The organism is Pseudophaeobacter sp. C1-32P7 (genome assembly GCF_041008775.1).
In the GTDB taxonomy this organism is placed as follows: Bacteria; Pseudomonadota; Alphaproteobacteria; order Rhodobacterales; family Rhodobacteraceae; genus Phycobacter; species Phycobacter gallaeciensis_A.
Map to the genome: position 1 here is coordinate 242,961 of NZ_JAXGFR010000007.1, position 7,445 is coordinate 250,405.

Here is a 7,445-nt window from a genome sequence, read left to right on the forward strand (position 1 = left end):
GGGCAATTGTAACGCAGGATCAGCACCTGACGCAGTGTTCGCCGCAACGCAGCGAATTGACATGGGTTTATTATTCCGCTTTACATCGCCACAGCGAAATAAAATTACCCACCACAGAATCGCGAGGCCCCGCCCATGTCGCAGACGCAGAATGACCGCAAAGCCGATCGTCCCTGGCTGATCCGGACCTATGCCGGACACTCCACCGCCGAGGCCTCCAACGCGCTGTACCGCTCGAACCTGGCCAAGGGCCAGACCGGCCTGTCCGTCGCCTTCGACCTGCCGACCCAGACTGGCTATGACAGTGATCACGTCCTGGCGCGCGGCGAGGTGGGCAAGGTCGGTGTGCCGGTCAGCCACCTGGGCGACATGCGTACTCTCTTCGACCAGATCCCGCTGGAGCAGATGAATACCTCGATGACGATCAACGCGACCGCGCCCTGGCTGTTGTCGCTTTATATCGCCGTGGCCGAGGAACAGGGCGCTGACATCAGCAAACTGCAAGGCACGGTACAAAACGATCTGATCAAGGAATACCTGTCGCGCGGCACCTATATCTGCCCACCGAAACCCAGCCTCAAGATGATCGCGGATGTGGCTGAATACTGCTACACTAATGTGCCCAAGTGGAACCCGATGAACGTCTGCTCCTACCACCTGCAAGAGGCCGGCGCGACGCCCGAGCAGGAGCTGGCCTTTGCGCTGGCCACCGCACAGGCGGTTCTGGACGAGCTGCGCCCGCGTATCGCACCCGAGGATTTCCCGGCGCTGGTGGGGCGGATCTCGTTCTTTGTGAACGCAGGCATCAGGTTCGTCACCGAGATGTGCAAGATGCGCGCCTTTGTCGATCTCTGGGACGAGATCTGCGAAAAGCGCTATGGCGTCGACAACCCGAAATTCCGTCGCTTCCGCTATGGCGTGCAGGTGAACTCCCTTGGCCTGACCGAGCAGCAGCCAGAAAATAACGTCTACCGTATCCTGATCGAAATGCTGGCGGTGACGCTCTCGAAAAAGGCACGCGCCCGCGCCGTGCAGCTGCCCGCCTGGAACGAGGCATTGGGCCTGCCCCGCCCCTGGGATCAGCAGTGGTCGATGCGCATGCAGCAGATCCTGGCCTATGAGACCGACCTTCTGGAATACGAGGACCTTTTCGACGGCAACCCAGCGGTAGACCGCAAGGTCGAGGAACTGAAAGACGGCGCCCGCGCCGAGCTGGCGAACCTTGATTCCATGGGCGGCGCCGTTGCCTCGATCGAGTACATGAAATCGCGGCTGGTGGATTCCAACGCCGAACGTCTGAACCGGATCGAGCGGAACGAAACCGTCGTGGTCGGTGTCAACCGCTGGACCGAGGGCGAACCCTCGCCGCTGCAGACCGAAGATGGCGGCATCATGGTCGTCGATCCTGCCGTAGAGCAGCAGCAGATCTCCCGCCTCAACACCTGGCGCGCCGAACGCGACAATGCCGCCGTAGAGCAGGCGCTGGCCGCACTGCGTCAGGCGGCCAAGGACGGCAGCAACATCATGGAACCCTCCATCGCGGCAGCCAAGGCAGGCGTCACCACCGGAGAATGGGCCGAGGAAATGCGCAAGGCCTATGGCACCTATCGCGGCCCGACTGGCGTCTCCGGCTCCCCCTCGAACAAGACCGAGGGTCTTGAAGAACTGCGCGATGCCGTCAACGCGGTCAGCGACCAGCTGGGACGGCGGCTCAAGTTCGTGGTCGGCAAACCCGGCCTTGATGGTCACTCCAACGGCGCCGAGCAGATCGCCTTCCGCGCCCGCGACTGCGGCATGGACATCACCTATGACGGTATCCGCATGACGCCCCAGGAACTGGTGGCTCAGGCTCAGAAGGACGACGCCCATGTGATCGGCCTGTCGATCCTGTCCGGCAGCCACCTGCCGCTGGTCGAGGACATGATGCAGCTGCTGCGCGATGCCGGGCTGGATCACATTCCGGTGGTTGTCGGCGGTATTATTCCCGATGACGATGCCGAACGGTTGAAAAAAATGGGAGTGGCGCGGGTCTATACGCCAAAAGATTTCGAGCTAAATTCAATTATGAGCGACATTGTCGACCTTGCAAAACCACCCGCGATTGCATCTTAATGGGTTGATCACGATTTTTTTCCCAAAATGGGGAAAATTCCGCTAATATTTCCGGGTCAATATCGTCATATAGGGCCGCACGAAAAATCGGGTGTGGCCCTAACGATCCGGAGTATCACAATGAGCATTGATCTTTCTTCCATGTCGCGCAGCGAACTTGTTGAGCTGAAATCTCAAATTGATGCGGCAATTAAATCGGCAGAAATCCGCGAACGTCAGGAAGCCCTGAAAGCCGCCGAAGCCGCTGCTGCCAAATACGGTTTTGCTCTGGAAGAGATTACCGGTGGCAACCAGCGTGGCGGCGGTAAAAAACAAAAAGCGGCCGCCAAATACCGCAATCCGAACAATCCCGAAGAAACCTGGAGCGGCCGTGGCCGTAAACCGCACTGGGTGCATGCTGCCCTGACCGCCGGAATGGATATCTCGGATCTGGAAATCTGATCCTGACCGGACTGGAGAAACGCAGTGACAATCCATATTGGCGCCAAAAATGGCGAGATTGCCGAAACGGTTCTGATGCCCGGCGATCCTTATCGCGCGAAATGGGCGGCAGAAACCTTTTTACAGGACGCCCGTCTGGTAAATGACGTCCGGGGCATGCTGGGATTTACCGGCAGCTGGAACGGCAATCCGGTGACAATTCAGGGGAGCGGCATGGGAATGCCATCGCTTTCCATTTACGCAAATGAGCTGATCCGGGATTTTGGCGCCAAAACCCTGATCCGTATCGGCTCCTGCGGTGGCATGCAGAAAACGGTTGGACTGAGAGATGTCATCCTCGCGATGACGGCCACCACTGCCGGATCCCCCTCGGACACGATCTTCAAAGAGGTCAATTTCGCCCCTTGCGCTGACTGGTCGCTGCTGCAGGCCGCTGCGCGGGCCGCCGAGGCGCGTGATGTCACCACCCACGTGGGCGGGATTTATTCTTCGGATACCTTTTATGACGAACGGCCCGATCTCAATGAACAGATGGTGCGTCACGGCATTCTGGGCGTCGAGATGGAAGCCGCCGAGCTCTACACCCTCGCGGCGCGCTATGGCTGCCGGGCGCTGGCGGTGCTGACGGTGTCGGACCATCTGCAAACCGGCGAAGCGCTGCCCTCGGATCAGCGTGAGCGCAGCTTTGGCGATATGGTTGAAATCGCGCTGGAAGCCGCCTTCGCCTGAGACCGGCGTGGTCACGATCTCTAAGGAACATAAGAAAGGCAGCGGATCGCCTCCGCTGCCTTTTTTCATGCGCGTGCGTCAGGCGATGGCGCAGCGCGCGGCACGCGCGCTGCCGGGCCCAAGGCTTTTGCGGCCCCCGGCAGGGGGCTGCAAAGAGACGCGGGAGAGCCCGCTTTAGCGGCCGTGACTGCGGTCGTAGCCATTCACCGGCGGGCTGCTCCATCCCTCCAACGCGCCCGCAGCGGGGGCAAAGACCTCTACAAGCAACGGATGGCACGCAGCGGTATCGCTGGAATGCTCGGAGGAGCAATCCCCGCCGGGGCAGGCGCTGAGCGCGCCCAGCAGATCGATCTCAGCAAAGAATTCCAGATAGTCGCCGGGGCGCACCGGGCTGGCCTTCATGAAATACTGCCCGGTATCGCGGGTGAAGCCGGTGCACATGAAAACGTTCAGCACGTCATGCACATGCGGTTCCGCCTCCACAAGGCTCACGCCGAGATGATCGGCCAGCGCCCGGGTCAGGTTGGAGTGGCAGCAATGGTGGTACTGGCTGCCCGCCAGCAGATTGCCAGTATAGGGATCACAGCGGGTGCCGATCACATCGTGCACCGATCCGCCATAGGCATCCATGCCGTACCACTCCAGCGTATCCTCGGTGATGGTGGCCATTGGGCGCAGATACGGAAAACTGGTCCACATGCGCTCCCCGCTGGTCAGGTGGGTGCCATGCAGGGCGCGACTCTTACCGGAATAGAAACGCTCGGACAGGTCATTGCGGTTCCATAGGTTGAGATCCCCCACCTGCGGCCCCTCGACCGAGGAGATGCGGAAGAAATGCCCGGCGGGCACTTCGAAACAAGCGGCATCGCGGGCCGGAACCAGCACCTCGCCGGTCTTCTCCGCGCCCTCGCGCGCCGCCCGGTAGAGCGGCAGATCCGGCACCGGCAGTGTTTCATTGGGATAGCAGATGACCGGTTTGACGGCCTTGCGGGCCTCGGCGTCTGCCGGGGCGGGATGATGGGTATGGGTCATGGTCGCAAGGGCTCCTCGTGTCTGGGTACCGTGTCTCCTCTTCCATTGCGCGCAGGACAGGCCTCGCCCGTGGTGGGGGCAAAGCCCCCGCCTTGGGGGCGGGCGGGGGCTGTCCGGCCTATGGCCGAACAAGCGGTCGATCTGCGACGATGGGCGCGGTGTCCGGTTGTCGTTCTCTGCATTCAAAAAACCAAAGGCGCCCGGGTACAAGCCCCGAACGCCCTTGCGACCTTCAAATTTCCCTGATCATGGCCCGCGCCGGGGTCAGATCACCACCACATCCAGCGGCGGGAAGCCATTGAACCCGACCGAGGCATAGGTCGAGGTATAGGCACCACAAGCATGGATCACCACGCGATCCCCAGCCTTGAGGCCAAGCGGCAACTGGTAGGGCTGCTTTTCATAAAGCACATCCGCGCTGTCGCAGGAGGGCCCCGCCAGAACGCAAGGCCCAGTGCTCTCATGATCGCGGTCAGAGGTGATGCGATAGCGGATCGCCTCATCCATGGTTTCCGCCAGCCCCGAGAACTTGCCGATATCCAGATAAACCCAGCGGTGCAGATCTTCGTCGTGTTTTTTCGACACCAGCAGCACCTCGGCCACGATGGCGCCTGCCTCGGCCACCAGACCGCGGCCCGGCTCGGCCATCACCTCGGACGCATCCGGGAAACGTGCATCAACCTGCGCCATCACCGCGCGGGCATAGTCACTCGGCCCCATCACGGTATTGACGTAAGACGCCGGAAAACCGCCACCGATGTTCAGAAGGCGCATGGAAAGGCCTGCATCTTTTGCAGCCTGCCAGACAACGTGGACTTGATCCAGCGTCGCCCCCCACATCATCGGGTCACGTGTCTGCGAGCCGACATGGAAGGACAGACCATCGGCCACGAGGCCCAGCGTGCGCGCACGATCCATCAGCGCCAGCGCCATATCCGGGGTGCAGCCGAACTTGCGACTGAGCGGCCAGTCGGCACCGGTGGCATCGACCAGCAGACGCACACAGACGTGGGCGCCGGGGGCGTGTTCGGCCAGTTTCTCCAGCTCCTCCACCGCATCGACAGCGAAATGACGGATGCCAATGCCATGGGCAAAGGCGATGTCAGCCGGGCGTTTGATGGTGTTACCGAATGTGATCTGATGCGGCGCGGCACCGGCGGCCAGGCACATCTCGATCTCGGCGCGGCTGGCCGCATCGAAGTTGGAACCCGAGCGCACGAGGCGGCGCAGCAGGGCAGCTTCGGGGTTGGCCTTGACCGCATAGTGGATGCGGGCGCGGCCCAGACCATTTGCCAGCGCCTGATACTGGCGCGACACTGCGGCGCCGTCGATCACAAGGGTCGGACGTGCGAAAGCGGTGTTCGCGATATACTCGATGTGGCGTGCTGTAGGTACGACTTCACATTCGCGGGCGATTTGCCCGGTGACGTTTGCGTTCATGGTCATCTCCAAAAGACCCGGCCATCTATGACCGCTCACTTCAATCAGAGACGTTACCGTCGCTACGTAACCCTAGGGCTTTGAGCCCTTTCGACAGAGGCGCGTGCGTTGGCGTCTTAAGCGCGCATATCGGGCAAACCTTTGAGTCGTTCAAGTGGTTTTCTGCACGAGGCTGCGGATTTTTTCAGCGCCCCGATCAGCGCCCTCCCCTGCCCTGTCTTGCCGGGTTCAGGCATTGGCGCGGCGCCGCATCACCCGGCTGTACCGCGCCGCAAAAGGTGCAGCGCCACTGGCCCTTGCTGCGCTCGGCGCGCCAGCGGCAGTTGCGGGTCAGCGAAGACGTGGTATGGCGCCAAATGAAATAGGCAAAGACACCGGCGAGAAGGATCAGCAGAAGAATGGGCATACGCGCTGTCTAACGCCCTCCTGCAAGCCTATCAATCCGGCCTCAGCCAAGGTGCCCGGGTCAGGCTGCCTCGTAGTAAGGCGCGTAGGCGGCAACCGGCTGCTCTTCACGCGGCTGCGGCAGGGCAGCGGGGGGGAAATAGGCCCATGCCTGCTCCAGATCCTTGAGCGCTGCGGCGGCTTTGTCTTCGATGAGTTTGGCGGTCTGTGCGACGGTATTTTCCATGGAAACATGTCCTTGTGTTCAGGCTGCTTCCTCCCTTGGCCAGAACATATGCAAGGAACGCAGGCGTGAGCAGGTCGCTTTTGAGCAAAGTCGCCATGCAGAAATGACAAACCTTTGATCCAATAAGACCTGGCGCAGCGGCAGCTCTGCCGCCCCACAAACGGGCCATCGCTGAACAGCCCGCACATCATCCGATCAGCAGATGCCCGGCCAGCCCAAGCGCAAAGCCTGCCACGGCCCCCAGCGACGGCGCCGAACTGCCCGCCTCATGCACTTTCGGAGCAATGTCCTGAAACAGAAGATACAGGATCCCGCCCGAGGCAAAGACCATGATCACGTCCAGGATATGCGACTGCTGTTCCAGCCAGATCAGCCCCACTGCGGCACAAAGCGGGCCAAGAGCTGCCAGGCCGACAAACAGCAGCAGCACGTGCCAGGCTGGACTGTCGCAACGCCAGATATCGCGGAATGCGGCAAAGCCTTCGGGCACGTTCTGCAAAAAGATCATCAGCGCCAGCAACAGCGCGGTGCCGTCCTCCGCACTCAGCATGGCGCCAAGGGCCAGCGCCTCAGGCAGGAAATCCAGCAGCATGGCAAACAGCAGCGCCAGGCTGCCCTGCCCCCGGGACATGCCTTTGTCGATCCAGTAGAACGCGAGCCCGCCTACCCCCAGCCAGAACAGGGCCTCCATCGGCGTCAGCATTCTTGTTCCCTCGGGGATAAGCACCAGCGCTACCGCGCTCAGCAGGGCGCCACCGCCAAAGGAGGTAACCCAGGACAGCACCGCTTTGTGAAGCTCTGCATCGCGGATGTTCTCGATCCACGCCAGCACACCACCAATCGGCAGCGCCAAGCCGGCAAAACCAGCCAGAACAAGGGCAGAGATGAAAGGATCCATGCCGGTGACTTAGACAGGTTTGGCAAAGCGCGGCAAGGAGGTGTGACTCTTCACGATAAATGGCACTGATATTTGCACGCTAATTGGCACTCTCGGTGCGTTGGAGGGTGCGGTAGATCGTAGGCCGCGAGACGGCAAATACATCTGCGAGATCGCTGACGG

8 protein-coding genes are annotated in these 7,445 nt (G+C 61.3%); 3 read left to right on the top strand and 5 right to left on the bottom strand.

Annotation, left to right across the window (positions count from 1 at the left end; genetic code table 11):
- Positions 1 to 135: 135 nt before the first annotated feature.
- From SM763_RS12580 to deoD, 3 genes are all read left to right on the top strand, one after another.
- Positions 136 to 2,112, top strand: a complete 1,977-nt coding sequence (locus tag SM763_RS12580; protein ID WP_368998736.1) for a methylmalonyl-CoA mutase family protein — start codon at positions 136 to 138, stop codon at positions 2,110 to 2,112.
- 120 nt (positions 2,113 to 2,232) lie between these two features.
- Positions 2,233 to 2,553: an H-NS histone family protein gene (locus SM763_RS12585; protein WP_065272529.1), complete on the top strand. Its 321-nt coding sequence runs from the start codon at positions 2,233 to 2,235 to the stop codon at positions 2,551 to 2,553.
- Positions 2,554 to 2,577: 24 nt separating this feature from the next.
- On the top strand, positions 2,578 to 3,282 hold the full coding sequence (deoD, locus tag SM763_RS12590) for a purine-nucleoside phosphorylase (RefSeq protein ID WP_274827610.1): 705 nt from the start codon (positions 2,578 to 2,580) through the stop codon (positions 3,280 to 3,282).
- Positions 3,283 to 3,456: 174 nt separating this feature from the next.
- On the opposite strand, the gene SM763_RS12595 is transcribed toward deoD, so the two are convergent.
- From SM763_RS12595 to SM763_RS12615, 5 genes are all read right to left on the bottom strand, one after another.
- On the bottom strand, positions 3,457 to 4,314 hold the full coding sequence (locus SM763_RS12595; RefSeq protein WP_065272527.1) for an urea carboxylase-associated family protein: 858 nt from the start codon (positions 4,312 to 4,314) through the stop codon (positions 3,457 to 3,459).
- Between the two features lie 264 nt (positions 4,315 to 4,578).
- Positions 4,579 to 5,760, bottom strand: a complete 1,182-nt coding sequence (locus SM763_RS12600; protein WP_368998737.1) for a type III PLP-dependent enzyme — start codon at positions 5,758 to 5,760, stop codon at positions 4,579 to 4,581.
- A gap of 190 nt (positions 5,761 to 5,950) precedes the next feature.
- Positions 5,951 to 6,160: a hypothetical protein gene (locus tag SM763_RS12605; protein WP_274827608.1), complete on the bottom strand. Its 210-nt coding sequence runs from the start codon at positions 6,158 to 6,160 to the stop codon at positions 5,951 to 5,953.
- Between the two features lie 60 nt (positions 6,161 to 6,220).
- A complete protein-coding gene (locus SM763_RS12610; protein WP_368998738.1) occupies positions 6,221 to 6,385 on the bottom strand; it encodes a hypothetical protein in 165 nt (54 codons plus the stop codon).
- Between the two features lie 187 nt (positions 6,386 to 6,572).
- Positions 6,573 to 7,283 (bottom strand): ZIP family metal transporter, encoded by a 711-nt coding sequence (locus tag SM763_RS12615; RefSeq protein WP_368998739.1) that lies wholly within the window; start codon positions 7,281 to 7,283, stop codon positions 6,573 to 6,575.
- Positions 7,284 to 7,445: the final 162 nt, after the last annotated feature.